Source organism: Pandoraea communis (assembly GCF_902459745.1).
Classification (GTDB): Bacteria; Pseudomonadota; Gammaproteobacteria; order Burkholderiales; family Burkholderiaceae; genus Pandoraea; species Pandoraea communis.
In genome coordinates this window covers 269,869-295,335 of record NZ_CABPSJ010000006.1, presented here as the reverse complement: position 1 = coordinate 295,335, position 25,467 = coordinate 269,869, and the positions used below count along the sequence as shown (strand labels likewise).

33 protein-coding genes are annotated in these 25,467 nt (G+C 63.3%); 30 read left to right on the top strand and 3 right to left on the bottom strand.

Going from position 1 to position 25,467, the window contains the following annotated elements; translation table 11 throughout:
* The first annotated feature begins 1 nt into the window (after position 1).
* Entirely contained in the window at positions 2-847 is an 846-nt protein-coding gene (locus tag PCO31110_RS21195) for a thiazole synthase (RefSeq protein ID WP_010808161.1), read from the top strand.
* Positions 848-885: 38 nt separating this feature from the next.
* Positions 886-2,082, top strand: coding sequence for a thiamine phosphate synthase (locus PCO31110_RS21190; RefSeq protein ID WP_246189926.1), 1,197 nt, complete (start codon positions 886-888; stop codon positions 2,080-2,082).
* 13 nt (positions 2,083-2,095) lie between these two features.
* Here the strand turns inward: PCO31110_RS21190 and PCO31110_RS21185 are convergent, their stop codons facing one another.
* Positions 2,096-2,590: a GNAT family N-acetyltransferase gene (locus tag PCO31110_RS21185; RefSeq protein WP_246189925.1), complete on the bottom strand. Its 495-nt coding sequence runs from the start codon at positions 2,588-2,590 to the stop codon at positions 2,096-2,098.
* A gap of 341 nt (positions 2,591-2,931) precedes the next feature.
* Here PCO31110_RS21185 and PCO31110_RS21180 point away from each other — a divergent pair, with 341 nt between their 5' ends.
* The 26 genes from PCO31110_RS21180 to tatC all read left to right on the top strand — a co-directional run bounded on the left by PCO31110_RS21180 (position 2,932) and on the right by tatC (position 21,745).
* Positions 2,932-3,750, top strand: coding sequence for an ABC transporter ATP-binding protein (locus tag PCO31110_RS21180; protein ID WP_010808164.1), 819 nt, complete (start codon positions 2,932-2,934; stop codon positions 3,748-3,750).
* Complete coding sequence (mlaE, locus tag PCO31110_RS21175) at positions 3,747-4,514, top strand: lipid asymmetry maintenance ABC transporter permease subunit MlaE (RefSeq protein WP_010808165.1); 768 nt, start codon at positions 3,747-3,749, stop codon at positions 4,512-4,514. Before PCO31110_RS21180 ends, mlaE begins: the two co-directional genes overlap by 4 nt.
* A gap of 53 nt (positions 4,515-4,567) precedes the next feature.
* A complete protein-coding gene (gene mlaD, locus PCO31110_RS21170) occupies positions 4,568-5,122 on the top strand; it encodes an outer membrane lipid asymmetry maintenance protein MlaD (RefSeq protein ID WP_010808166.1) in 555 nt (184 codons plus the stop codon).
* A gap of 4 nt (positions 5,123-5,126) precedes the next feature.
* Positions 5,127-6,035, top strand: a complete 909-nt coding sequence (locus PCO31110_RS21165) for an MlaA family lipoprotein (RefSeq protein ID WP_150691309.1) — start codon at positions 5,127-5,129, stop codon at positions 6,033-6,035.
* Positions 6,036-6,222: 187 nt separating this feature from the next.
* Complete coding sequence (locus PCO31110_RS21160; protein ID WP_010808168.1) at positions 6,223-6,843, top strand: MlaC/ttg2D family ABC transporter substrate-binding protein; 621 nt, start codon at positions 6,223-6,225, stop codon at positions 6,841-6,843.
* Between the two features lie 4 nt (positions 6,844-6,847).
* Entirely contained in the window at positions 6,848-7,105 is a 258-nt protein-coding gene (locus PCO31110_RS21155) for an STAS domain-containing protein (RefSeq protein WP_010808169.1), read from the top strand.
* A 348-nt stretch (positions 7,106-7,453) separates the two neighbouring features.
* The gene (locus PCO31110_RS21150; protein ID WP_010808170.1) at positions 7,454-8,380 is read left to right on the top strand and encodes an ABC transporter ATP-binding protein; all 927 of its coding nucleotides are present in this window, start codon (positions 7,454-7,456) and stop codon (positions 8,378-8,380) included.
* Positions 8,377-9,144: an ABC transporter permease gene (locus PCO31110_RS21145; protein ID WP_010808171.1), complete on the top strand. Its 768-nt coding sequence runs from the start codon at positions 8,377-8,379 to the stop codon at positions 9,142-9,144. Before PCO31110_RS21150 ends, PCO31110_RS21145 begins: the two co-directional genes overlap by 4 nt.
* 18 nt (positions 9,145-9,162) lie before the next feature.
* Positions 9,163-9,402 carry a BolA family protein gene (locus PCO31110_RS21140; protein WP_010808172.1) on the top strand — a complete coding sequence of 80 codons (240 nt, stop codon included), beginning with the start codon at positions 9,163-9,165 and terminating at the stop codon, positions 9,400-9,402.
* Positions 9,399-10,739, top strand: coding sequence for a UDP-N-acetylglucosamine 1-carboxyvinyltransferase (gene murA, locus PCO31110_RS21135; RefSeq protein WP_150691308.1), 1,341 nt, complete (start codon positions 9,399-9,401; stop codon positions 10,737-10,739). The genes PCO31110_RS21140 and murA overlap by 4 nt, the downstream gene beginning before the upstream one ends.
* On the top strand, positions 10,736-11,416 hold the full coding sequence (hisG, locus tag PCO31110_RS21130) for an ATP phosphoribosyltransferase (RefSeq protein ID WP_010808174.1): 681 nt from the start codon (positions 10,736-10,738) through the stop codon (positions 11,414-11,416). Before murA ends, hisG begins: the two co-directional genes overlap by 4 nt.
* Positions 11,413-12,735, top strand: a complete 1,323-nt coding sequence (gene hisD / locus PCO31110_RS21125; RefSeq protein ID WP_150691307.1) for a histidinol dehydrogenase — start codon at positions 11,413-11,415, stop codon at positions 12,733-12,735. Before hisG ends, hisD begins: the two co-directional genes overlap by 4 nt.
* Before the next feature lie 79 nt (positions 12,736-12,814).
* The gene (locus tag PCO31110_RS21120) at positions 12,815-13,291 is read left to right on the top strand and encodes a hypothetical protein (protein ID WP_150691306.1); all 477 of its coding nucleotides are present in this window, start codon (positions 12,815-12,817) and stop codon (positions 13,289-13,291) included.
* Between the two features lie 42 nt (positions 13,292-13,333).
* The gene (hisC, locus tag PCO31110_RS21115) at positions 13,334-14,398 is read left to right on the top strand and encodes a histidinol-phosphate transaminase (protein WP_150691305.1); all 1,065 of its coding nucleotides are present in this window, start codon (positions 13,334-13,336) and stop codon (positions 14,396-14,398) included.
* A 27-nt stretch (positions 14,399-14,425) separates the two neighbouring features.
* On the top strand, positions 14,426-15,013 hold the full coding sequence (hisB, locus tag PCO31110_RS21110) for an imidazoleglycerol-phosphate dehydratase HisB (RefSeq protein WP_010808178.1): 588 nt from the start codon (positions 14,426-14,428) through the stop codon (positions 15,011-15,013).
* Between the two features lie 110 nt (positions 15,014-15,123).
* The gene (locus tag PCO31110_RS21105; protein ID WP_010808179.1) at positions 15,124-15,750 is read left to right on the top strand and encodes a MarC family protein; all 627 of its coding nucleotides are present in this window, start codon (positions 15,124-15,126) and stop codon (positions 15,748-15,750) included.
* Positions 15,747-16,385: an imidazole glycerol phosphate synthase subunit HisH gene (gene hisH / locus PCO31110_RS21100; RefSeq protein ID WP_010808180.1), complete on the top strand. Its 639-nt coding sequence runs from the start codon at positions 15,747-15,749 to the stop codon at positions 16,383-16,385. Before PCO31110_RS21105 ends, hisH begins: the two co-directional genes overlap by 4 nt.
* A 193-nt stretch (positions 16,386-16,578) precedes the next feature.
* On the top strand, positions 16,579-17,328 hold the full coding sequence (hisA, locus tag PCO31110_RS21095) for a 1-(5-phosphoribosyl)-5-[(5-phosphoribosylamino)methylideneamino]imidazole-4-carboxamide isomerase (protein ID WP_010808181.1): 750 nt from the start codon (positions 16,579-16,581) through the stop codon (positions 17,326-17,328).
* A 38-nt stretch (positions 17,329-17,366) separates the two neighbouring features.
* Complete coding sequence (hisF, locus tag PCO31110_RS21090; protein ID WP_010808182.1) at positions 17,367-18,140, top strand: imidazole glycerol phosphate synthase subunit HisF; 774 nt, start codon at positions 17,367-17,369, stop codon at positions 18,138-18,140.
* Positions 18,141-18,157: 17 nt separating this feature from the next.
* The gene (gene hisI, locus PCO31110_RS21085) at positions 18,158-18,556 is read left to right on the top strand and encodes a phosphoribosyl-AMP cyclohydrolase (RefSeq protein ID WP_010808183.1); all 399 of its coding nucleotides are present in this window, start codon (positions 18,158-18,160) and stop codon (positions 18,554-18,556) included.
* Positions 18,557-18,561: 5 nt separating this feature from the next.
* A complete protein-coding gene (locus PCO31110_RS21080; RefSeq protein ID WP_010808184.1) occupies positions 18,562-18,918 on the top strand; it encodes a phosphoribosyl-ATP diphosphatase in 357 nt (118 codons plus the stop codon).
* 67 nt (positions 18,919-18,985) lie between these two features.
* A complete protein-coding gene (locus tag PCO31110_RS21075; RefSeq protein WP_246189924.1) occupies positions 18,986-19,405 on the top strand; it encodes a DUF4870 family protein in 420 nt (139 codons plus the stop codon).
* A 54-nt stretch (positions 19,406-19,459) separates the two neighbouring features.
* Positions 19,460-19,834, top strand: a complete 375-nt coding sequence (locus PCO31110_RS21070) for a histidine triad nucleotide-binding protein (protein WP_010808186.1) — start codon at positions 19,460-19,462, stop codon at positions 19,832-19,834.
* 247 nt (positions 19,835-20,081) lie between these two features.
* Positions 20,082-20,330: a Sec-independent protein translocase subunit TatA gene (tatA, locus tag PCO31110_RS21065; protein WP_010808187.1), complete on the top strand. Its 249-nt coding sequence runs from the start codon at positions 20,082-20,084 to the stop codon at positions 20,328-20,330.
* 12 nt (positions 20,331-20,342) lie between these two features.
* Positions 20,343-20,885, top strand: coding sequence for a Sec-independent protein translocase protein TatB (tatB, locus tag PCO31110_RS21060; protein WP_010808188.1), 543 nt, complete (start codon positions 20,343-20,345; stop codon positions 20,883-20,885).
* Positions 20,886-20,953: 68 nt separating this feature from the next.
* The gene (gene tatC / locus PCO31110_RS21055; RefSeq protein WP_010808189.1) at positions 20,954-21,745 is read left to right on the top strand and encodes a twin-arginine translocase subunit TatC; all 792 of its coding nucleotides are present in this window, start codon (positions 20,954-20,956) and stop codon (positions 21,743-21,745) included.
* 211 nt (positions 21,746-21,956) lie between these two features.
* On the opposite strand, the gene PCO31110_RS21050 is transcribed toward tatC, so the two are convergent.
* On the bottom strand, positions 21,957-23,174 hold the full coding sequence (locus PCO31110_RS21050) for a Do family serine endopeptidase (protein WP_010808190.1): 1,218 nt from the start codon (positions 23,172-23,174) through the stop codon (positions 21,957-21,959).
* An 18-nt stretch (positions 23,175-23,192) separates the two neighbouring features.
* Between PCO31110_RS21050 and PCO31110_RS21045 the strand changes: the two genes are divergently transcribed.
* Entirely contained in the window at positions 23,193-23,942 is a 750-nt protein-coding gene (locus PCO31110_RS21045) for a Nif3-like dinuclear metal center hexameric protein (RefSeq protein ID WP_010808191.1), read from the top strand.
* A 46-nt stretch (positions 23,943-23,988) separates the two neighbouring features.
* On the opposite strand, the gene mscL is transcribed toward PCO31110_RS21045, so the two are convergent.
* Entirely contained in the window at positions 23,989-24,435 is a 447-nt protein-coding gene (mscL, locus tag PCO31110_RS21040) for a large conductance mechanosensitive channel protein MscL (protein WP_010808192.1), read from the bottom strand.
* Positions 24,436-24,852: 417 nt separating this feature from the next.
* Here mscL and petA point away from each other — a divergent pair, with 417 nt between their 5' ends.
* Positions 24,853-25,467, top strand: a complete 615-nt coding sequence (gene petA / locus PCO31110_RS21035) for a ubiquinol-cytochrome c reductase iron-sulfur subunit (protein WP_150586477.1) — start codon at positions 24,853-24,855, stop codon at positions 25,465-25,467.

Sequence of the window (25,467 nt, the reverse complement as noted above, 5' to 3'; positions counted from 1 at the left end):
AATGAACGCATTCACCGAATCGGCCAACGTGGCTGCAGGCAGCGCGCGCGACGCGCTCACGCTGTACGACACCCGCTTTGGCAGCCGTTTCCTGCTCGGCACGGCGCGCTATCCGTCGCTGCAAGTGCTGAGCGATTCCATTGACGCGGCCCGTCCGGGCATGGTGACGGTGGCGTTGCGCCGTCAACTGTCGGGCACGGGGGCGCAGGCCTCGGAAGGCCCTTTCTGGGAGACGCTGCGCCGTCTCGCGGTGCCGGTGCTGCCCAATACGGCGGGTTGCCATTCAGTGCAGGAAGCGATAACGACGGCGCAAATGGCGCGCGAAGTCTTCGAAACCGACTGGATCAAGCTCGAACTGATCGGCGACGACTACACGCTCCAGCCCGATCCGTTCGGTCTGGTGACGGCCGCCGAGCAATTGATTCGCGATGGCTTCAAGGTGCTGCCGTATTGCACGGAAGATCTGGTGCTGTGCCGCCGTCTGCTCGACGTCGGCTGTCAGGCGCTGATGCCTTGGGGGGCGCCGATCGGCACCGGTAAGGGGGTGATCAATCCCTACGGTTTGCGGCTCCTGCGCGATCGTCTGCCGGACACGCCCTTGATCGTCGATGCAGGCCTCGGTCTGCCGTCGCACGCCTGTCAGGTGATGGAGTGGGGCTACGACGGTGCGCTGCTCAACACCGCCGTGGCGCTCGCCGCGCAACCGGTGGAGATGGCCGGGGCGTTTGCCGCTGCGATCAAGGCAGGGCGTGCCGCGTGGCTCGCCGGGCCGATGGCCGAACGCGAGAGCGCCGAAGCCAGCACGCCGGTGGTCGGTGTGCCGTTCTGGCATCAGACGGGCGTCTGAACGTCGTTCGCCGCTAGCCCGAATCACAAGGAAATTTCATGACGACGCATACCGGCGCCGCCCCGTTGTCGCACGTGCAATGCCTGCCCGCCGACGCGCCGCTTGCCATGGCGTGGCAGCAGGCCGCTGCCGACATTCGCGCGCGGCTCGCGCCGTGGCCCTCGGACAACACGGCGCCGCATTGGCGTCTGCATGCACAGACGCCGGCCGGCGCAGGTCGAGGTGACGTGGTCTGGTGGCCGCTCTCGCCGCAAGGTGAGGTGGGCACAGCCGCATCGGTGCAGATCGACGTCTGGCGTGCGGAGGGTGCCGTCGTGTTGTGTTCGCACGCGCTCGCGCACGGGGGGCATGTGCAAGACACGCTGTACACGCATGACGCGATCTATCGTGTGGCGGGTGTGGACGATCCCGCCTTCTTCCCCGCGTTCGCCGCGTTTCTCGACTGCGGCTTCGCGCCGCACGACGCGCTCGTGCTGGCCCGAGCCTGGCGCACCGACGGCAGCCATGCGCGCCCGGAAGATGAGAACACGCTGGGGGCATGGCCGACTTTGCTCGAGACTTTCCCTGCTGTGCTTGGACAGGTGCCGTCGCCCGGCCGCTTCCCGGCATGCCCGTCACGCCTCGGCCTGTATCCGGTGTTGCCCGATGCGGCCTGGTGCGAACGCATGGCCGATCTTCAGGTTGGCACCGTTCAATTGCGCATCAAGAACCCGGCGCACCCCACGCTGCGTTCGGAGATCGAGCGGACCGTGGCCGCCGGGCGTCGCGTGACGCACGACAGCGCATGGTTCATCAACGACCACTGGCGCGAGGCGGCGCAGGCGAACGCGTACGGTGTTCATCTCGGGCAGGAAGACATGGCGGCGCTCTCGGCCGACGAGGTGGCGGCGCTGTTTGCGAGCGGCATGCGGCTGGGTATCAGCACGCATGGCTATTATGAGATTCTCGCGGCGCATCACTTCCGGCCAAGCTATCTGGCGGTCGGCGCCGTGTTCCCCACGACGACCAAGGTGATCGCAACGGCGCCGCAGGGGCTTGCGAAGCTGGCGCGGTATGTGAAATTGATCGCCCCGCATTACCCGCTGGTGGCGATTGGCGGCATCGATGCGGCCAATCTCGCACAGGTGCTCGATACGGGCGTGGGATGCACGGCGGTCGTGCGTGCGGTGACGGAAGCCGTCGATGTCGTGGCAGCGGTGCAAGGAATGCAGCGGGAATTTGCGCGGCGCGTGTGACGCAGACTGGAGGCTACAAGTTGCGTGTCATGAACACCGCCCCATCGCCGTACCCGGCCAGCTTGGCGGCAATGAGCGGTGAGACATCCGCCGCGGCGGCATAACCGAAGCGCGCCCAGAACCCTTGCGATTGCTGTACCGCGACAAGCGCCGATGCACGCAACCCCAGCGACTGCGCCGACGCCAGCGCGACGGCATAGAGTTGACTGGCGACACCCGCGCCGCGCGTGCGGGGGGCGAGCGCCATATCGTGCACATACCAGCAGTCGGGCGCATCGGGCAGGGCGTCGAGGACCGTGTCCAGCGGCGGCGGGGCAGCGATGCGCCAGGGGTGCGTGAACAGGTAGCCGGCCACCGGGGCAGGCGCCGAGTCGGCGTCGACCGCGACCCAGCAGGTGGACGCCGACAACGTGAGCCGCGAGGCCAGCGTGGCTTCCGACTCATGCATCGGATCGCGATAGGCTTGCGCCTGCACCGTCAACACCTGGGAAATATCGCCGGGTAGCATCGGACGAATCCGAAACTTCGGCATCTCCGTAGGCTGCGTCTGATGGGGGCGGGAAGACGATGGGGTGGCGCGGGACATCCGGGTCAATGGCTTATTGCGTGAAACGCCATATTGTAGCAACCGCACAACACCTATGCAGACAACGGCATTGGTAAGTCCTTGCCGCGGTTACGTTTTCTGTCTGTTGCGCACTTCGGAACGCGTCGGCGCGAATATGCCAAGGCGCTGTAGAATGCCGCGGGGCTGCACCGATCCCCGCTTTCGCCCACCCTGGTTGGGCGGCATCGATTTGCATTCCCCCCTATAATTGGCGTTTTGCGCCGCACTATAAGACCCGAAACGTGCCTACCCCGAATCCGGAAAATTTGCTCGAATTGCGCGACGTCAGCTTTGGTTACGGCGAACGTCTGGTGCTTTCCGGGTTGAATATGCGGTTTCCCCGCGGCAAGGTCGTTGCCGTCATGGGGGGCTCGGGTTGTGGCAAGACAACGGTATTGCGCCTGATCGGCGGGCTCGTCCATGCCAGCCGGGGCACAGTCGATTTCGACGGCACCGATGTTGCCTCGCTCGACCACAACGGCTGGTACCGGCTGCGTCGCCGCATGGGCATGCTGTTCCAGTTCGGTGCGCTCTTCACTGACATGACGGTGTTCGACAATGTGGCGTTCCCGCTACGCGAACACACCCGGCTCGATGAAGCACTCATTCGCGATCTTGTGCTGATGAAGCTCAACGCGGTCGGGCTGCGTGGCGCACGCGACATGAAGCCGGCCGAGATCTCGGGCGGGATGGCGCGCCGGGTAGCGCTTGCACGCACGATGGCGCTGGACCCGGACCTGATCATGTACGACGAGCCGTTCACCGGTCTGGACCCGATCTCGATGGGCATTACGGCGAATTTGATTCGCAAGCTCAACGATGCGCTGGGCGCCACGTCCATCATTGTTTCGCACGATGTTGCGGAGACGTTCACCATCGCCGACTACATCTATTTCATTAGCGAAGGCCGCATTGCGGCGGAGGGTGAGCCCGACGCGCTGCGTGCCTCGAATGACCCGACGGTGCGCCAGTTCATCGACGCGCAGCCGGACGGCCCTGTGAAGTTTCAGTATCCCGCACCACCGCTGGCGGAAGATTTCGGTATCGGAGCGCGTGCATGATCACCGCCATTGGCAGTTTTGTTCGCGGCCACGTTGAGCGAGTCGGCTACGGCGCACGCTTGTTCCTGCGCATGCTTCGCTCGAGCGGCGCGCTGTTGCGCCGGCCTCGTCTGGTGACCGACCAGGTGCATTTTCTGGGCAACTATTCGTTCGTCATCATTGCCGTCTCGGGCCTGTTCGTCGGCTTCGTGCTGGGCTTGCAAGGCTATTACACACTCAACAAGTACGGCTCGGAACAGGCGCTGGGGCTGCTTGTGGCGCTCTCGCTGGTGCGTGAGCTGGGCCCGGTGGTGGCGGCGTTGCTATTTGCCGGACGCGCCGGCACTTCGCTCACGGCCGAAATTGGCCTGATGAAGGCGGGCGAACAACTGACCGCCATGGAAATGATGGCGATCGATCCGATCGCACGTGTGGTGGCCCCGCGTTTCTGGGCGGGCGTGATCGCCATGCCGATTCTTGCGGCGATCTTCTCGGCCGTGGGTATTTTTGGCGGTTACCTGGTCGGCGTGCAATTGATCGGCGTGGACTCCGGCGCGTTCTGGTCGCAGATGCAAGGCGGCGTGGACGTGTGGGCAGACGTCGCCAACGGCGTCATCAAGAGCATCGTGTTCGGCATTGCCGTCACATTTATCGCGCTGTATCAGGGGTTCGAGGCGCATCCGACACCGGAGGGCGTGTCGCGTGCGACTACGCGCACGGTGGTGCAAGCGTCGCTGGCCGTGCTCGGCCTCGACTTCCTGCTCACGGCCCTCATGTTCAGCTAACGGGCCAACGTGCCTGCCAAGACATAGACAGACAGTTTGCGCACACTGACACAATGAAAAAACACCCCCTCGACTTCTGGGTCGGCCTGTTCGTGGTTCTCGGATTTGCAGCACTGCTATTCCTCGCACTCAAGGCGGGCAACATGAGTTCGCTGTCGTTCTCGAGTACGTATCCGGTAACGGTGCGCTTCGACAACATCGGTGGTCTCAAGCCGCGCGCGCCGGTCAAGAGCGCGGGCGTGGTGGTCGGTCGCGTGGCGTCGATCAGATTCGACGACAAGCGTTATCTGGCCGATGTCACGCTCAATATCGATGCGCAGTATCAGTTTCCGAAGGACTCGTCGGCGAAGATCCTGACCTCGGGTCTGCTCGGCGAGCAATACATCGGCCTTGAGCCCGGCGGTGACGATCAGATGCTCAAGGGCGGTGATACGATCACGCTCACGCAATCCGCCATCGTGTTGGAAAATCTGATCGGCCAGTTCTTGTACAACAAGGCGGCGGATGCCGGTGGCGCCCAGGCGGGCGGTGCATCGGCTGCGCCGGCGCCAGCAACTCCTGCGGCAGCACCGGCGCAAGGGGCAGCAACGGTAAACCAAGGAAAATAAAAGAATGACCCGCTTCCGTACTTCGGTAGTGCTGGCCGCCGGCGCGATGACGCTGGCAGGCTGCGCCACTGTCACCAACCCGAATGCCGCCGACCCCATCGAAGGTTTCAACCGTTCGATGTATACGTTCAATGACACGCTCGACAAGGCTGTCCTGGTGCCGGTAGCCAAGGGCTACCGCTACGCGGTGCCGGATCCGGCACGCGATATGGTCACGAACTTCTTCTCGAACGTGGGCGATGTGTACAACTTCGCCAACAATCTGTTGCAGTTGGAGATCACGGCCGCCGCGCAGGATCTGATGCGCCTGACGATCAACACGTTCTTCGGCGTGGGCGGTCTGTTCGACTTCGCAACGCCGGCCGGGCTGCCGAAGCACAGCCAGGATTTCGGCGTGACGCTGGGCAAGTGGGGCTTGCCTGACGGTCCGTACCTCGTGCTGCCGTTGCTCGGGCCGAGCACCGTGCGCGACACCGTCGGCATGGCCGGCAACATGGTCATCGATCCGACGTCTTACATCAGGCCGGACTGGGTGAGCTACTCGCTCTTTGGCGTGCGTCTGGTGAACACGCGGGCGAACCTGCTCGACGCATCGAACCTGCTGGAAGCTGCCGCACTCGATCCGTACTCGTTCACGCGGGACGCCTATCTGGCGCGTCGCAAGTACCTGATCAATGGCGGCGCATCGGGTGATGCCACGCTGCCGAACTACGAGGACGAAGGGGACGCAGCGGGTGCCGCAGGGGCTGCCGCTGGCGGCAAGAGCGGACAGCCGATGCCGGCTGCGCCCGCGTCGGGCGCAAGCGCACCGGCACCGGCACCGGCCTCGGGCGTGCAAGGCGAGCCGGAAGCGCCGCAAGGCTCGCCGGTGCCCGGAAAGTTGGTCCCGGGTGGCCTGCCGTTCCATCGTTGATCGACGCAGATCGAGCGCAGTTCGGCGCCGATCCGCATATATGAAGCGCGCCCCGCTCGCCGGGGCGCCGTCGGCAGGCCCTTCGGGCAACAGTTTGTTACACGACACTGCCGTCATTCCGAGAACTCAAGACACGACGCGGGTATCCAATCTCGCAACACTCGTTACTCGAAAGAGGAAGTCCACAATGAAGAAGTTCTGGCTCATTCCCGTCATGGCGTTCATGACTTACACCGCTGCCGGCTCTGCCATGGCGCAGGCGCAGGCCCCGGACGTGCTGGTCAAGCAGACCGTGACCGAAGTCATGACCGCCGCCAAGAACGATCCGAACATCCAGAAGGGCGATCTGAACAGCATCACCAAGCTGGTCGAGCAGAAGATCATGCCGCACGCCGACTTCAAGCGGACCACGCAATTGGCGACGGGCCGCGCTTGGGCAACGGCGACCGAAGCTCAGCGTCAGCAACTGACGGAGCAGTTCAAGATGTTGCTGCTGCGCACGTATGCAGGCGCCATTGCGCAGATTCGTGACCAGCAGGTCAACTACAAGCCGTTCCGCGCTCAGCCGAGCGACACCGACGCCGTGGTCTACACCGATGTCATCAACAACGGTCAGCCGGTCGAACTGGACTACCGCCTGTACAAGACGGCCAGCGGCGAATGGAAGCTGTACGACCTGAACGTGCTGGGCGCCTGGCTCATCCAGACGTACCGCAATCAGTTCTCGGAGAAGGTCAATCAATCGGGCGTCGATGGCCTGATCAAGTTCCTGACCGAGCGTAACCAGCAACTCGCCGGCGGCAAGTAAGCGCATGCTCGCGTTGCAGACCGACCTCACGCACGACACCGCCGGCGACGTTCTCGCAAAGGCGATCGACCGCATCGATGCGGGCGAAACCCAGATCGATTGCGCCGGACTGACGCATTTCGACTCGTCGGCGCTTGCCGTGTTGCTGGCACTGCGCCGCCATGCGGTTCGCCGCGGTGCGACGTTGGCGTTCACTAACTTGCCGACGGGATTGGCCAGCCTTGCACTGGTGTACGGTGTCGACCATCTGCTCTCGAGCTGATGCGTCTGGCCGGACTGCCGCCCCTGAAGAAAGCGCCGTCTCCCAACGGCGCTTTTTTTGTGGGCGGTGCGATAGCGCTCGCCGAAAGTCGTGCGTTACAGACGTTACCGGCGTTATGGGCGTTATGGGCGTGACGGACGTTACGGCACCGCCAGACCCGCTGTAAGCACGGCCGGTACCGGCTTCCTTTATAATCAGGGGTTTTCTGCCGACTTTTGGGCAGTTATCCCCATCCGGGCACCCTTGCCGCCGATTTGGCTGCTGCCGCGATCCCAGCGGTCTGCGCCCACGGCCAGTCGTGACCGGAGAACACAATGGCGTGCCCGCCAAGACGGGTGCGCGCAGTCCATGGCCGCCATCGAAATCCGTAACGTCAAAAAACGCTATCAGGCGTTGCAGGCGCTCAAGGGCGTCAGCTTCTCGATCGAAGAAGGTGAATTCTTCGGTTTGCTCGGCCCCAACGGCGCTGGCAAGACTACGCTGATCAGCATTCTCGCGGGCCTCGCGCGCGCGGATGCGGGCAGTATCAGCGTGCTCGGGCACGACGTGGTGCGAGACTACCGCAATGCCCGGCGCAAGCTCGGTGTGGTGCCGCAGGAACTCGTTTTCGATCCGTTCTTCTCTGTGCGCGAAACGCTGCGTATCCAGTCCGGCTACTTCGGGCTGACGCGCAACGACGACTGGATCGACGAAGTGATGGCCAACCTCGATCTGACCGACAAGGCGAATGCCAACATGCGCCAGCTCTCGGGCGGCATGAAGCGACGCGTGCTCGTGGCGCAGGCGCTCGTGCACCGTCCGCCGGTGATCGTGCTCGACGAGCCGACCGCCGGGGTTGACGTGGAACTGCGTCAGACGCTCTGGAAGTTCATCTCGCGTCTGAACCGCGAAGGCCACACGATCGTGCTCACCACGCACTATCTGGAAGAAGCCGAAACGCTGTGCGATCGCATCGCCATGCTCAAGCGCGGTGAAGTCGTGGCGCTCGAGCGCACCGCCTCGCTGCTCCAGCGCTTCGCGGGCACGCGTCTCGTGCTGCGTTTCAAGCAAGGCACGCTGCCCGACGAACTGCGTCCGCTGCTGGTCGACGGACAGGACACGGGCGGGCATCAGTTCGCGCTGCGGCTGGCGGGCTGCGACGAAGTGGAATCGATTCTCGCCACCTGCCGCGCGGCGGGCGGCATCGTCGAGGACATCGACATTCAGAAGGCCGATCTCGAAGACGTGTTCGTGCAGATCATGTCCGGTTCACGCGCGCAGGAGGTGGCAGCATGATCGGTGGATGGGTCGGATTCCGCACGCTGTTCTATAAGGAAGTGCTGCGTTTCTGGAAGGTGAGCTTCCAGACCGTGGGCGCGCCGGTGCTCACCGCGCTGCTGTATCTGATGATCTTCGGCCATGTACTCGAAGATCGCGTGAAGGTCTATGACCAGATCACCTACACCGCGTTTCTGGTGCCGGGCCTGGTGATGATGAGCGTGTTGCAGAACGCGTTCGCCAACAGTTCGTCGTCGCTGATTCAGTCCAAGATCACGGGCAACCTCGTGTTCGTGCTGCTGCCGCCGCTCTCGCATTGGGAGATGTACGGTGCGTACGTGCTCGCCGCCGTGGTGCGCGGGCTGTCGGTGGGGTTGGGCGTTTTCGTGGTGACGGCGGCGTTCACGCATCTGTCGTTTGCCGCGCCGCTGTGGATCATCGGCTTCGCGTTCCTCGGGGCGGCGATTCTCGGGACGTTGGGACTGATCGCAGGCATCTGGGCCGAGAAGTTCGACCAGCTCGCGGCGTTCCAGAACTTCCTGATCATGCCGGCGACGTTCCTCGCGGGCGTGTTTTACTCGATTCACTCGCTGCCGCCGCTGTGGCAGGCTGTCTCTCACTTCAACCCGTTTTTCTACATGATCGACGGGTTCCGTTACGGCTTCTTCGGTGTGTCCGACGTGGCCCCGGAGACGAGCCTCGCCGTCGTCGGTGCGACTTTCCTGATACTCGCAATCGTGGCGCTGAATCTGCTGCGCCGCGGCTACAAACTGCGTCACTGAACTTCTCTAGGATCGGCAATGCTGCCTACCCCCGAACAAATCAAACAGTACATCGAAGCCGGCCTGGCTTGCGAACACGTGGCCGTCGAAGGTGATGGCCAGCACTTCTTCGCGACCATCGTGAGCGCGCAGTTCGAAGGTAAGCGCCTCATTGCGCGCCATCAACTCGTATACGCCGCGCTGGGCGATCGCATGAAGGCGGAAATTCATGCGCTGTCGATGAAGACCCTCACGCCCACGGAGTATCAGGCGCAATGAGGATTACGCAAGAGAGCGCCGGCGCAGCCGGCAACAGCGAGGCCGCCGCCGGCGAGCGCGTGGCCGCAGACCACCTTGAAATCGAAGGTGGCGAGCGGCTGGCAGGAGAGATTACCGTCTCGGGTGCCAAGAACGCCGCGCTGCCCATTCTGTGCGCGAGTCTGCTCACGGCCGAGCCGCTGGTGCTCGGTAACGTGCCGGATCTGCACGACGTGCGTACCATGCTGACGCTGCTCGCGCGCATGGGCGTCAAGGTCGAGCGCCACGGTGAATCGGTCACGCTCGACGCGTCGCAGATCGCCGAGCCTGCGGCCCCTTACGACCTCGTGAAGACCATGCGGGCATCGATTCTCGTGCTCGGCCCGCTGCTCGCCCGCTGTGGCGAAGCGCGCGTGTCGCTGCCCGGCGGATGCGCCATCGGGGCGCGACCGGTCGATCAGCACATCAAGGGCCTGCAGAAGATGGGCGCCGAGATCACGCTGACGCACGGCGACATCGTGGCCAAGGCGGCACGCCTGCGTGGCGAGACGCTCGTGACCGACATGATCACCGTGACGGGCACCGAAAACCTGCTCATGGCGGCAACGCTCGCCGACGGCGTGACCGTGCTGGCCAACGCCGCCCGCGAGCCGGAAGTGACCGATCTGGCCCACCTGCTGGTGAAGATGGGGGCGAAGATCGAGGGCATCGGCACCGATCGTCTGGTGGTGACCGGCGTGGCGCGCTTGCATGGTGCAACGCACGATGTCGTACCCGACCGGATCGAAGCCGGCACGTTTCTGTGCGCGGCCGTGGCGACGCGTGGCGATATCACGCTGCGTCGCGTGCTGCCGTCCACGCTCGACGCTGTGATCGGGAAGTTGCGCGAAACCGGCGCCAACGTGAGCGCCGGTGCGGATTGGCTGCGCGCGACGATGGACCGGCGCGCGCGTGCGGTGAGTTTCCGTACGTCGGAATATCCGGCGTTCCCGACCGACATGCAAGCCCAGTTCATGGCGCTGAACTGCATTGCCGAGGGGGGCTCGCAGGTCGTCGAAACGATCTTCGAGAACCGCTTCATGCATGTGCAGGAATTGATGCGTTTGGGCGCGAATATCGGCATCGACGGCAACACGGCGCGGATTTCCGGCGTGGATCGCCTGTCGGGTGCGCATGTCATGGCGACCGATTTGCGCGCTTCCGCCAGCCTGATCGTCGCGGGTCTGACGGCCGACGGCCGCACGCTCGTCGACCGTATTCATCACCTCGATCGAGGCTATTATCGTATCGAGGCAAAGTTGTGCGCCGTGGGCGCCCGAATCCGGCGTGTCGAAGCACGCCAGGGAGAGATTGCATGAGTTCCGCCAAGCCGGCCCAGCCGCTCGCTCAGCCGCTGACGCTGGCGCTTTCCAAAGGCCGTATCTTTACGGAGACGCTGCCGTTGCTGGCCGCTGCCGGTATCGAAGTCACGGAAGACCCGGAGACCTCGCGCAAGCTGATTCTGCCGACGACGGACCCGAACCTGCGCGTGATCATCGTGCGCGCGACCGACGTGCCGACCTATGTGCAATATGGTGCCGCCGACTTCGGCGTGGCCGGCAAGGACGTGCTCATCGAACACGGCGGCGGCGGTCTGTACCAGCCAATCGATTTGAACATTGCGCGCTGCCGCATGTCTGTGGCTGTACCGAAGGGCTTCGATTACGCGAATGCTGTACGTCAGGGTGCGCGCCTGCGGGTGGCGACCAAGTACGTGCAGACCGCGCGCGAGCACTTCGCGGCCAAGGGCGTGCACGTCGACCTGATCAAGCTGTATGGCTCGATGGAATTGGGTCCGCTCGTGGGACTGGCCGACGCGATCGTCGATCTGGTGAGCACCGGCGGTACGCTGCGGGCCAACAATCTGGTGGAGGTGGAAGAGATCATGGACATCTCGTCCCGCCTCGTGATCAACCAGGCTGCGCTCAAGTTGAAACGCGAGTCGTTGCAGCCTATTCTGGATGCCTTCGAGCAGGCGTCCCGGCAAACAGCATGAAACTCGATATTCGCAAACTCGATTCCTCCGCTGAAGGCTTCGCGAAGCAGCTTCGCGACGTTCTGGCGTTCGAGGCGAGCGAAGACGCCGCCATCGACCGCGCGGCCGCCGAAATTCTTGCCGACGTGAAGACGCGCGGCGATGCGGCCGTTATCGAATACACCAACAAGTTCGACCGTCTGAGCGCAGGTGGCATGACGGCGCTCGAACTGCCCGCCGAAGCGCTGGCTGCAGCGCTCGAGAGCCTCGAGCCGAAGCGCCGTGCCGCGCTCGAAGCGGCGGCCGCCCGCGTGCGCGCCTATCACGAGAAGCAACGCATCGAATGCGGCACCCATAGCTGGCAGTACACCGAGTCGGACGGCACGGTGCTGGGCCAGAAGGTCACCCCGCTCGACCGCGTGGGCATCTATGTGCCGGGCGGCAAGGCGGCGTATCCGTCGTCCGTGCTGATGAACGCGATTCCGGCGCGTGTGGCCGGCGTGAAGGACATCATCATGGTGGTGCCCACGCCGGACGGCGTGCAGAACCCGCTGGTGCTCGCTGCCGCGCACATCGCCGGTGTGGACCGTGTGTTCACCATCGGTGGCGCGCAGGCCGTTGCGGCGCTGGCGTATGGCACCGAAACGGTGCCTGCTGTCGACAAGATCGTCGGCCCGGGCAACGCCTTCGTGGCCGCGGCCAAGCGTCGGGTGTTCGGCACTGTCGGCATCGACATGATCGCCGGGCCGTCCGAAATTCTTGTCATCTGCGATGGTTCGACGGACCCCGACTGGGTTGCCATGGACCTGTTCTCGCAGGCCGAGCACGACGAACTCGCACAGTCGATTCTGCTGTGCCCGGATGCCCAGTACCTCGCACGCGTGCACGCCTCGATGGAGCGGCAGATCGACGAGATGCCGCGTCGCGACGTGATCGCCGCGTCGCTGCAAGGCCGTGGCGCGCTGGTCAAGGTGCGCGATATGGCCGAAGCCTGCGACATCGCCAACGTGATCGCGCCGGAGCACCTTGAAATTTCGGCCGAGATGCCGCAACAGTGGGGCGAGAAGATCCGTCACGCCGGTGCGATCTTCCTCGGCAAGTTCACGAGCGAGAGCCTGGGCGATTACTGCGCTGGTCCCAACCACGTGCTGCCGACGTCGCGCACCGCGCGTTTTTCGTCGCCGCTGGGCGTGTACGACTTCATCAAGCGTTCGAGTCTCATCGAAGTGAGCGAGGGGGGGGCCCGCATGCTCGGCGAGATTGCCGCCGAACTGGCGTACGGCGAAGGCCTGCAAGCGCACGCGCGCAGCGCCGAATACCGTTTGCATCGCGAGTCCTGACATGCGCGACGACGCCCTGCGGCCCGCGTACTGTCAAACGACGCCGGCCGCCGCCTGGCGTCGGGCCCGCGCAATTCCTGTGTCTCCGTCGTTTTCGCTGCCAGCCCGCGTTGCGCGGGCTGCGCTGCGGGCTGCCGCCGTGCTGGCTCTCGGTGTCACGGCCAGCGCCGCTGTTCATGCCGCCGGCAATAGCTGTCAGCACGCGACGTTCGACGGCGAGTCCGCCGAGCGTTTGACGGTATGCGTGCGTCGTCAGGCATTCGACAACGACGTCTACATATTGCGGCTCAACGGCAAGACTGCCCTGCGCGGCACGGACGACGAAGTCGCCCATGGGGTGTTCGGGCGCGTTGGCAACCGCCTTGTGGCCATGCGCTGCGAGGCCGAAGCGTCGCCCGCACGCGTGAGCCCGGCCGTGGCGCAGGCGCTGTCCTGGCAGACCGGCATGCGCGTGCAGCGCATTACCGACGCGCTCGGCAGCGTGGAGACCGGCCGCCGGTGCACCGTCAAGATCGACGGTGCCGATGCCGGACGGCTGACCTTCGCGTTCAACTGATTCGCGTTACACGACCTTCATACACGATCCTCATTCTTCGCCATGTCCGTCGACCAAGTGATCCGCCCCGACGTGCTCGCCATGAGCACCTACCCCGTCCCCGATGCCAGCGGCTTCCTCAAGCTCGACGCGATGGAGAACCCGTATGGTCTGCCGGACGCACTGCGCAGCGAACTGGGTCATCGTCTGGCCGACGTGGCGCTCAACCGCTACCCGGCGCCGCGTCCGCAGGCGCTGCTCGACAAGCTCGCACGCGCGATGGGCGTGCCGGCCGGGGCGCGGCTGTTGCTGGGCAACGGGTCGGACGAGATCATCAGCATGATCGCCATGGCCACGGCGCGTCCGGGCGCTGCCGTGATCACCCCGATGCCGGGCTTCGTCATGTACGAGATGTCCTCGCGCTTTGCGGGCATCGAGTTCGTTGGCGTGCCGTTGCGTCCCGACTTCTCGCTCGATATGCCGGCGATGCGCAACGCCATCGCGGCGCATCCAGGCGCGGTGGTCTATCTGGCGTACCCGAACAACCCCACGGGCAACCTGTTCGCCGACGACGACATCGAAGCACTCATACGCGCCGCCGGCCGGGGGCTGGTGGTGATCGACGAGGCGTACCAGCCGTTTGCCCGGAAAACTTGGATGCCGCGCCTGCCGGAGTTTGCGAATCTGCTGGTCATGCGCACCGTCTCCAAGCTCGGTCTGGCGGGTATCCGGTTGGGCTACGTGGCGGGCAGTGCGGACTGGCTGGACCAGCTCGACAAGGTGCGCCCGCCGTACAACGTGAATGTGCTCACCCAGGCGTGTGCCGAATTCATGCTCGATCACCTCGACGTGCTCGACGCGCAGGCGGCCGAATTGCGGGCCGAACGCACGCGGCTGGCTGCGGCGGTGGCGGCGCTGCCAGGTACGACGGTGTTCCCGAGCGACGCGAATTTCCTGCTCGTTCGCGTGCCGGATGTGGACAAAACGCACGCCGGCATGCTCGCACACAAGGTGTTGATCAAAAACGTGGGTAAAATGCACGCATTGCTGGCCAATTGTCTGAGATTGACGGTCGGCACCCCCACGGAGAATGCGGCAATGGTTCAAGCCCTGGCTGCATCGCTCTAACAAGCTATACGACGAGAACTCACCATCATGCGCATTGCGGAAGTCGTTCGCGATACCAGCGAAACGCAAATACGCGTCAAGATCGATCTGGACGGCACCGGCCGGAAGACGCTCGATACCGGCGTGCCGTTTCTGGACCACATGCTCGACCAGATTGCGCGCCACGGCCTTATCGACATGGAAGTCGAAGCTCGCGGCGATACCTTCATCGACGATCACCACACGGTGGAAGACGTCGGTATCACGCTGGGTATGGCCGTCGCCAAGGCCATCGGCGACCGGAAGGGCATCGTGCGCTATGGCCATAGCTATGTGCCGCTCGACGAAGCGCTTTCGCGCGTGGTGATCGACTTCTCGGGCCGTCCCGGTCTCGAATTCCACGTGCCGTTCACGCGCGCGCGTGTCGGTAATTTCGACGTCGACCTGACCATCGAGTTTTTCCGCGGTTTCGTGAATCACGCGGGCGTCACGCTCCATATCGACAACCTGCGCGGTATCAACGCCCACCACCAATGCGAAACGGTGTTCAAGGCGTTCGGCCGCGCGCTGCGCATGGCGGTCGAGATCGATCCGCGTGCGGCGGGTGTCGTGCCGTCTACGAAGGGAAGCCTGTAACGCGAGACCCCGGCGCTGCCTGCCGGATAGGATAGCCCGCCGGTCTGTCAGGCCGGTGGCCCCCGACGACGCATCATCGACCGGCCGGACGCCGGCGCCGTGTGCCCCCTATGACGCTCGACGCCTTCAAGTTCTTCATCTCGCTGCTGGCCCTGATCAACCCGCTCGGGGCGATTCCGCTGTTCATCAGCCTGACGTCCACGCAGACGCGCGAAGAGAAACGCCATACGATCGACATTGCGGCGATTGCCGTGGCGTTGGTGGTCGCAGGTTCGGGACTGTTCGGCGAAGCCATCATTCGCTTCTTCGGCATCTCGATTGCGTCGCTTGAAGTTGGCGGCGGCGTCATCATGTTGCTTATGGCCGTGAACATGATCAACGCGCAGACGGGCAACACGCGGGCGACGGCCGAAGAGCGTCACGAAGCGGAGGAACGGCCGAATATTGCCGTGGTGCCGCTCGCGATCCCGCTGCTCACCGGTCCGGGCACGATCAGTACCGTGATCGTTTACTCGGGCCGTGCGCACGGCTGGGCGCAGATTCTGGCGCTCGTGGCGATCGGGGTGGGCGTAGGCGCGGTGTGCTGGGTGGCGCTGCGCAGCGCCGGGCGCATCGAAGGCTGGCTTGGGCGCACGGGCATCAACATCGGCACGCGTCTGATGGGGTTGATCCTCTCGGCGCTGGCCGTGGAATTCATTATCGATGGTTTGAAAATACTGCTGCCGAGTTTGAGATGAACAAGATTGCGATTGTCGACTATGGAATGGGCAACCTGCGCTCGGTTTATCAGGCGCTGCGTGCGGCCGCGCCGGAGGCCGACGTGAGCATCAGCAGCGACGCCTCCGAAATTCGCGCCGCCGACCGCGTGGTGCTGCCGGGGCAGGGGGCCATGCGTGACTGCATGGGCTGTCTGAACGAGTCGGGCCTGCGCGAAGCCGTTGTCGAAGCCGCTGCCACCAAGCCGATGTTCGGCGTGTGCGTGGGCGAGCAGATGCTGTTCGACGTGTCGGACGAAGGCAACACGCCTGCACTCGGCCTGCTGCCGGGCCGCGTGGTGCGCTTCGACCTCGAAGGCCAGTTGCAGGATGACGGTTCGCGTTTCAAGGTGCCGCAGATGGGCTGGAATCGCGTGCATCAGACGCACGGCCACCCGATCTGGGCCGGTGTGCCCGACGACTGCTATTTCTACTTCGTGCACAGCTACTACGTTGTGCCCGCCAAGCCCGAACTGACGGTCGGCGAAACGGTCTATGGTGTGCCCTTTACCTGTGCAGTGGCCCAAGATAATATCTTCGCCACCCAGTTCCACCCGGAAAAGAGCGCCCAGGCCGGCCTTGCCCTTTATCGCAATTTTGCGCAGTGGAAGCCCTGAGCGTGAACCGAGTGGCACGTGGGCGCCCCGATTCCTCTCGGAGCGCGTGCGCCGTCACGGCTTATACTGTGTGTCATGTTGACGAATCCGATCCCGATGTGCCGGTGCCCGGCAAGGCAGGGATCGGTTTTGTGTTGTCCGCGTAATTTGCGAATTTCTTTTACTTCCCACTAGCGACGTTTCACGATTGCCTATGCTGCTCATTCCGGCCATCGACCTTAAAGACGGTCAATGTGTTCGCCTCAAACAGGGCGACATGGATCAAGCCACCGTATTCTCGGAGGACCCCGCTGCCATGGCTCGACATTGGGTCGAGCAAGGCGCACGCCGCCTCCATCTGGTGGACTTGAATGGTGCATTCGTCGGCAAGCCGCGCAATGAAGCGGCCATCCGCGCCATCATTCAGGAGGTCGGCGCCGATATTCCCGTGCAATTGGGCGGCGGCATTCGTGACCTGAATACCATCGAGCGTTATCTCGACGATGGTCTGTCGTACGTCATCATCGGGACGGCTGCGGTCAAGAACCCTGGCTTCCTGAAGGACGCATGCACCGCATTCGGCGGACATATCATCGTCGGCCTCGATGCCAAGGACGGCAAAGTCGCCACCGACGGCTGGAGCAAGCTCACCGGCCACGAAGTCGTGGATCTGGCGCGCAAGTTCGAGGATTACGGCGTAGAGTCGATCATCTACACCGACATCGGCCGCGACGGCATGCTCCAGGGTATCAATATCGATGCGACGGTACGTCTGGCGCAGGCGGTGACCGTACCGGTGATCGCCAGCGGCGGCCTGTCGAATCTGGGCGATATCGATGCGCTGTGCCAGGTCGAGCACGAGGGTGTCGAAGGCGTTATCTGCGGCCGCGCGATCTACTCGGGCGACCTGAATTTCTCGACGGCGCAAACGCGCGCCGATGAGCTTTCCGGAGGAGCGGCATAAGCGAGCCCACGGCTGCGGCCGCCTCGCCTGCCATCATCATGGCTCTCGCTAAACGCATCATCCCGTGTCTGGACGTGACGGCCGGCCGTGTGGTCAAGGGCGTCAACTTCGTTGAACTTCGCGACGCGGGCGACCCCGTCGAGATCGCCCGCCGCTACGACGAGCAGGGTGCCGACGAACTGACGTTCCTCGACATCACGGCGACCTCCGACGGGCGCGATCTCATCCTGCCGATCATCGAAGCGGTGGCCGCGCAGGTCTTCATTCCGCTGACCGTGGGCGGCGGCGTGCGCGAGGTGGCCGACGTGCGCCGCCTTCTCAACGCCGGTGCGGACAAGGTCAGCATGAACTCGTCGGCGGTGGCCAATCCGCAACTGGTGGCCGACGCGTCTGCCAAGTACGGCTCGCAGTGCATTGTCGTGGCGATCGACGCCAAGCGTGTCTCGGCCGACGGCGAAACGCCGCGCTGGGAGGTTTTCACGCACGGCGGCCGTAAGGGAACCGGGCTGGACGCAGTCGCCTGGGCGAAGCGGGTCGAAGCGCTCGGCGCGGGCGAGATTCTGCTCACCAGCATGGATCGCGACGGCACGAAGAGCGGCTTTGATCTGGCGCTCACGCGCGCCGTGTCGGACGCCGTGAGCATTCCCGTGATCGCCTCGGGAGGCGTGGGATCGCTGGCCGATCTGGCCAACGGCGTGACCGAAGGTCATGCCGATGCCGTGCTCGCCGCAAGCATTTTCCACTATGGCGAGCACACCGTCGGCGAAGCCAAGCACTTCATGGCCGACAAGGGCATTTCGGTGCGGCTCTGAACGGGAATCGACGGATCATGACGCAAGACTGGCTGGACAAGGTAAGTTGGGACGCGCAGGGCCTCGTGCCCGTCATCGCGCAGGAAGTCGGCAGCAACGACGTGCTGATGTTTGCCTGGATGAACCGTGAGGCGCTCGCGCGCACGGTGCAGACAGGTGAAGCCGTCTACTACTCGCGTTCGCGCAAACGCCTGTGGCACAAGGGCGAGGAGTCGGGCCACGTGCAGAAAGTGCATGAGATTCGACTGGATTGCGACGAAGACGTGGTGCTGATCAAGGTCGAGCAGATCGACGGCATTGCCTGCCATACCGGCCGTCATTCCTGCTTTTTCCAGAAGTTCGAGGGCAGTGTCGACGATGGCCGCTGGGCCACGGTCGAGCCGGTGCTCAAAGACCCCCACAAGATCTACAAGTGACCGCCATGAACGATACGCTCGAGCGTGTTGCCGAAGTGATCGCCTCGCGCAAGGGCGGCGATCCCGACAAGTCGTACGTCGCCCGTCTGTTCCACAAGGGCGACGACGCCATCTGCAAGAAGATCGGCGAAGAAGCCACGGAAGTGGTGCTCGCGGCGAAGGACATTCGCATCGGCGGGGCTGACAATCTGCGCCAGAAACTCGTCAACGAGACGGCCGATCTGTGGTTTCACTGCATGGTGCTGCTGGCGCATCACGACCTGAGCCCGAATGAAGTGCTCGCCGAACTGGCGCGCCGCGAAGGATTGTCGGGGCTCGTCGAGAAGGCGCAGCGCAGCACGCGCGGCGAACACGCGGACTGACTTCCCCTTTGGCCGTCATGTCCGGCATGACTCACATGGCGGGCAGGCTCACGCGAGGAGACGCCTCATGAACGATCCGCAGACCGGTACGACCGGCTCACCCGGCAGCACGGACCACCCGTACGTCGTCAACACACCCAGCGCACCGAGCGCCGAGCAGGAGCGGGCGTTGCGCAAGCTCACGCACGTGCTCTACGCACTCTATGCGCTGTTCTGGCTCACGGGTGGTGTGACCGCGATCGTGGCGATCATCATCAACTACATCAAGCGCGACGACGTGGTCGGCACGCTCTACGCCTCGCATTTCACCTGGCAGATTCGCACCTTCTGGTGGTCAGTGGCCTGGGGCGTGCTTGGCGTGGCGCTCGCCGTGGTGATGGTCGGCTTTGCGATTCTCTGGGTGCTTGGCATCTGGACGCTGTACCGAATCGTCAAGGGCTGGCTCTATCTGAACGACAACAAGCCCATGTACGCTGCGCGCGCCTGAACCGCTTCGGGCCGCGCTTTGCTCCATTCGAGAATCCGTGAGGAAGACACACGCATGACGCAAGATAACTGTATCTTCTGCAAGATTATTGCCGGGCAGATCCCGAGCGCGCAGGTCTATGCCGACGACGATGTCGTGGTGTTCAAGGACATCAATCCGGCGGCCGACCTGCACTTGTTGATGGTGCCGCGCAAGCACATTGCCACGCTGCAGGATTGCAAGCCCGAAGATCAGGCGCTGCTGGGCAAGATGATGATGCTTGCGCCGAAGCTCGCTGCCGAACAGGGGTACCGGTTCGACGGCGATGCATCGAACATTGAAGGCAACGGTTTCCGGGTCGTGATGAACACCGGGCCGGGGGGCGGGCAAGAGGTTTATCATCTCCACATGCACATTCTGGCCGGACCGCGGCCGTGGAAGCGCATGTAAGTGGTGGTGGCGGCATTTTGCGACGATTTGCTGCGTTGAATTGTTAATTTGTGCAATGTTCCCGCATCGGGAAAGGTTTCACGAAACATTTATTTCTACCCGGCGCCCGGCCCGGTTACGATGCAGGACGTCACACGCGATGTGCCACAATGGGGCATGTTGCTGCGGGCACCGGGGCAAACACAGAGCACCCCGACAAGACCTCGCCGCGAGGCGGCAGGGGTGGGAAAACGCAAGGAGAGTGGTCATGGGTTCGTTGAGTATTTGGCACTGGCTGATCGTGCTGGTGATCGTAATGATGGTTTTCGGCACCAAGAAGCTGCGTAACATGGGCAGCGATCTGGGCGGTGCGGTAAAGGGCTTCAAGGACGGCATGAAGGAGGGCGAAGGTGGGGCTCCGGCTGCCAAGGACGACCCGGCTGCTGCCAAGGAACTGCGCGATTCGACCACCATCGACGTGCAGGCCAAGGACGCGAGCAACCATAAGCAAGGCTAAGCCGGCGTCGACATGATCGATCTCGGCCTTTCCAAACTGATGTTGATCGGCGTTGTCGCGCTGGTCGTGATCGGTCCCGAGCGCCTGCCGAAAGTGGCTCGCACGGCGGGCGCGCTCTTCGGCCGCGCACAGCGCTATATCAACGATGTGAAGGCAGAAGTGAGCCGCGAGATGGAACTCGATGAGCTGCGCAATATGCGCACGCAGTTCGAGGACGCGGCCCGCAGCGCCCAGAACACTGTTCAGAAGCAACTGCACGAGCAGGAAACGTCGCTCAACGACGCTTGGGCGAGTGCCACGGGGACATCGACCGGCGAAATCGCCGGCGGCGGCACGGATGCAGCGACCGGGTATTCCGACAGCTATCTTGCCGAACCGGTGGTGACATCGGGTATCCGCACGTCGACCAAGCGCCGCAACTGGCGCGTGCGCCGGGCTGCCACGCCGATGTGGTTCAAGCAGGCCAGCACCACGCGTACGCGGGTGCAGTCAGGAGCCGCGCGTGTGGCGCGTCATACGCCGGCCAAGCTGCGTCGGCCCGTCAAGTTCTTCTGAGGCGCTTGCGCACTGAACTTCCCGCCATCTGGCACTGTGCTGCCGGCTTTATTCCTGGATAAGTCGACGTGAGCGACGACAAGCAAATCCCCGACGGGGGTACCGAAGAGACTTTCATCTCGCATCTGATCGAGTTGCGAAATCGCATCATTCGCGCGGGTACGGCGGTGATCGTGGTGTTCCTCTCGCTGGTCTACTGGGCACCGGACATCTTCCGTCTGCTTTCTCGCCCGCTGATGCAATCGCTGCCCGCCGGCGGCAAGATGATCGTCACCGACATCACCGGCTCGTTCTTCGTGCCGATGAAGGTCACGATGATGGTCGCGTTCGTCGTTGCACTACCCGTCGTGCTATATCAGGCGTGGGCGTTCGTGGCGCCGGGGCTGTATCAGCACGAGAAGAAGCTGGTCATGCCGCTGGTGGTCAGCAGCTACACACTGTTTCTGCTCGGCATGGCGTTTGCCTACTTTCTGGTGTTCCCGACCGTATTCCACTTCATGGCGCATTACAACGCGCCATTGGGCGCGGAGATGAACACGGATATCGACAATTACCTGAGTTTTGTCCTCACGATGTTCATGTGCTTCGGGGTGACCTTCGAAGTGCCTGTGGTCGTGGTGGTGCTTGCACGCATGGGCGTGGTGAGCATCGAGAAGCTCAAACAGATCCGTCCGTACGTGGTGGTGGGTGCTTTTGTGCTGGCCGCCGTCGTCACGCCGCCGGACGTCCTTTCGCAACTGATGCTGGCCATTCCGCTCATCATCCTCTACGAACTGGGTCTGATCGCCGCGCGGCTCTTCGTCAAGCAGGGGCGGCCGGAAGGCGAAGGCAGCGAAGGGAACGGGCAGGCGGCGCCCTGACGCCATTGAACTGCCGCGGGGCATCGCCCCCCGCGCACGCACGCAAGTACACGGAAGCACGGGCCTGGCCCGTGCTTTTTTTGTTGGTGATGGGGGGATGACGGCGACAGCGCGATAGCGATTGGGGGGCAAGCCCATGTCCGTCGCACAAATGAAAACGGCCGCGCCGAAGCGCAGCCGTTTCGTCCTTCCAGAGGGGTGCCCGACGGACTCAGTCGGCGCTGTTGTCGTCGCTGCCGTCGTCTTCTTCCTGGGCCGGTCGCTTGGGCGGCGGCGGGCGCATGCCGATGGTCGCCGTGAGATCCAGCTCCTTCTTCTTGCGCGTGACGTGCAGCTTGGCCTGCGTGCCCGGCTTGATCTGGGCGATGACGTTGAGCAGTTCGGTCGTGTCGCGAATCGACTCGCCATTCACCTTGGTCAGGATGTCGCCCGGCTGAATGCCTGCCTTATCGGCCGGTCCGCCCTGCACAACTCCGGCGATGATGACGCCCGAATCCTGCTGCAGGCCAAACGACTCGGCGATATCCGAGGTGATGTCCTGCGGCTCGACCCCAACCCAGCCGCGCGTGACCGCGCCGGTGGTGATGATGCTCTCGAGCACCGAGCGGGCCGTCGACACGGGAATCGCGAAGCCGATGCCCATATTGCCGCCGCTGCGCGAGTAGATCGCCGTGTTGATGCCAAGCAGGTTGCCGTTCGCGTCGACCAGTGCGCCGCCCGAGTTGCCCGGGTTGATGGCGGCATCCGTCTGAATGAAGTTCTCGAACGTGCTGATATCGAGGTGATTGCGGCCCAGCGCGCTGATGATGCCCATCGTGACGGTCTGACCGACACCGAACGGGTTGCCGATGGCGAGCACCACATCGCCCACCCGCACCTGATCCATGCGGCCGAGCGTGATGGCGGGCAGATTGTCGAGTGTGATCTTGAGCACGGCCAGATCGGTCTCGGGGTCGCTGCCGACCAGCTTGGCGCGGGCCTTGCGGCCATCGGCGAGGGCAACCTCGATCTCGTCGGCGCCGTCCACCACATGATGATTCGTGAGAATATAGCCTTCGCTGCTCACAATCACGCCAGAACCGAGGCTCGACACGGGGTCTTGCCGCATCGTGCCGCCCCCGTCGCCGAAGAAATAACGGAACAGCGGATCGTCGAGGCGCGGATCGCGGTTCTGCTTTTGTTCCTTGCTGGAAAAAATGCTGACGACCGCGGGCATGGCCTTTTGTGCACCATCGGCATACGAGCCGGTAGCCGGCTTCTCCGACAGACTGGGCGCAACCTCTTGCAAGGCGATGATCGGATTCGCCAGTTGCTTGCCGAACGAACCCTGGCGTTGCAGCCACTGAGGCTTGAGAGTGGCAATGATGAAGAGCAACGCAAGCAGCACGGTGACCGCTTGCGCGAACAGTAGCCAGAAGCGTCTGAGCATGAAAGAGCGGAACCTTATATGAATCGTGTTGAACTCGAATTGTATCTGAACGATACCCTGCAAATCGCGCAATTTCGCGATTACTGCCCGAATGGCCTACAGGTGGAAGGGCGCAGCGACATCCGGAAAATCGCCAGTGGCGTGACCGCGAGCCTGGCCTTTCTCGAGGCCGCCCGCGACTGGGGCGCCGATGCCGTTCTCGTTCACCACGGATATTTCTGGAAGAACGAAGATGCCCGGATTACCGGGATGAAGCGCCGTCGTCTGGGTGTGTTGATCGACCATGACATCAACCTGTTCGCCTACCACCTGCCGCTCGACGCGCATCCCGAGTTGGGGAATAACGCACAACTGGGAAAATTGTTGGGTTTTACCGACGATGGCGGGCGTTTCGGTCCGGATCAACTCGGTTGGCTCGGCGCCCCGGCGCAGCCGACAACACTGACGGCGCTTGCGGCGCACGTCGAGGCCCGGCTGGGGCGCGTGCCCCTGATGCTGGGCGATCCGAGCCGGGAGGTGCGCCGCGTGGCGTGGTGCACCGGCGGGGCGCAGGGCTTCTTCGAGGCGGCGATCTCGGCCGGGGCCGATGTTTATATCAGCGGCGAAGTGTCGGAGCCGACGCAGCATCTCGCGCTCGAAAGCGGGGTGGGATACCTGGCGGCGGGGCATCATGCGACGGAACGCGGCGGCGCGAAGGCCGTTGGCGAGCACATCGCGGCGCGCTTCGGGCTCGAGCATCGATTCTTCGATATGCCGAATCCGGCCTGACCTGAATAAGCGCCGGTAGGGGCGGCACGTTGCCGCCCGCGCGATATTACCCGTTCTGCTTCTTGAGGCTGTCGCGGATTTCGCGCAGCAGAACGATGTCTTCCGGGGTGGGGGCGGGGGCTGCCGGGGCTTCCGGAGCCGGGCGCTTGAGCCGGTTGATCTGTTTGACCATCAGAAAGATGATGAAGGCCAGAATCAGGAAGTTGAGGGCGACGGTGATGAAGTTGCCGTAACCGAAGACGGCCACACCGGCTTTGGTCAGGTCGGCGTAGGACGTCGGATTGCCCTTGAAGTCCGGTGGAATGCTGCCGAGCAGGATGAACTTGCTCGAGAAGTCGAGACCGCCGAAGATCGCGCCGACAATCGGCATGATCAGGTCTTTGACGATCGAATCGACGATCTTGCCGAAGGCCCCACCGATAATCACACCGACGGCCAGATCGATTACGTTGCCTTTGACGGCAAATTCCTTGAATTCCGACATGAAGCTCATGCCATTCCTCCGCTGTTTTGATGAGTGGCCGGGCGGAACCTCGCTGCGCCAGCCCTCACGAATTGGCATTGATTGACCGGTAATTCCATGCAGGCCGCAAGGCAGCGGCATCGGCAACGTCGAATAAATGTCACGCGATCGCCACAGGCCGCGCACGATGTCACCGGGACGAGACAGGGAAAATGATGACTAAATGTCGTGCACGCGTCAACGAAAGCGGCGATCATAGCGATTCTCGTGCAGCATCCCAGAAGCGAAACCCCGGGTGAGCGTTAGCCACCCGCAGGGTACGTTAATCCTTTGAAAATACGCGAAAACCACTAGGAGACTGGGGCGTTTTGCCGTTGTTTCAGGCATTTACGCTCGCGTATGATTTCAGGTTGACGGAAATACCAATTCAACCGTGTGGGGCTTGTGATGAGTGACAATCAAGAAAAGGCCGTCGACAGTAGCCGCCGGAATCTGTTGATTGCAACGTCCGTAGCTGGAGGCGTGGGCGGCGTTGCAACACTGGTTCCTTTCGTCAGTTCTCTCGAACCCTCGGAGCGCGCCAAGGCAGGTGGGGCGCCGGTCGAGGCCGATATCAGCAATCTCAAGCCCGGTGAGAAGATGACCGTGGCGTGGCGGGGTCTGCCAGTGTGGATCGTGCGCCGCACACCGGAAGAGATGGCTTCGCTGTCCAAAGTGACGGCAGAGCTGGCTGATCCGGACTCCAAGGAAACGTTTTCCTACCCAATGCCCGACTATTGCAAGAACGCGTTCCGCGCGCGTGCCGAGCATAAGGATCTGCTCGTGGTCGTCGGCATCTGTACCCATCTCGGTTGTATCCCTTCCGGTCCCTATCAGGCGGATACCAACGCCGCACTGGGCCACGATCCGGGCTTCCTGTGCCCGTGCCATGGTTCCACCTACGATATGTCGGGCCGTGTCTTCAAGAACAAGCCGGCGCCCAAGAATCTCGACGTTCCTCGTTTCATGTTCGTGAACGACACCAAGCTCGTGATCGGTAAAGACGAAAAAGGAGAAGCGTAA